Raw genomic sequence first — 348 nt, forward strand, 5'->3', positions numbered from 1 at the left:
TTTGCATTTAGTAAATTTGAGAAAAATCATGTTTTATGGAGCACAAGGATATTATAAGGAAGATCACCGAACAGAAGCAGCTGCCAAACTTAAGATTTAAAATAAAGGAAAAGGCTGAAGCTTTTACCAACCATTTGTTTTATACCCTGTTCGACCGGGATACAGCTGTCGAAGAAAACCTGGACCAGCTGGCGAGGGAATTCAAGGAGTTGGGAGACCTGGTTTGTTGGGAACCCGGGAAACCTTGTTCTGAGTTATGGGACGATTACTGTCAAAAACTGCCATACCTGCTGGAAAAGATCAACCTTGATGCTGTTGCTATTGCAAATAACGATCCTGCAGCCAACT

Annotated in this window: 1 pseudogene; it reads left to right on the forward strand. The window is 42.0% G+C overall.

The features are described from left to right. Positions 1-35 precede the first annotated feature (35 nt). Positions 36-348: pseudogene (locus HC175_RS21365) on the forward strand (serine acetyltransferase); the annotation flags it as partial.

It is taken from the genome of Salinimicrobium oceani, assembly GCF_012037645.1.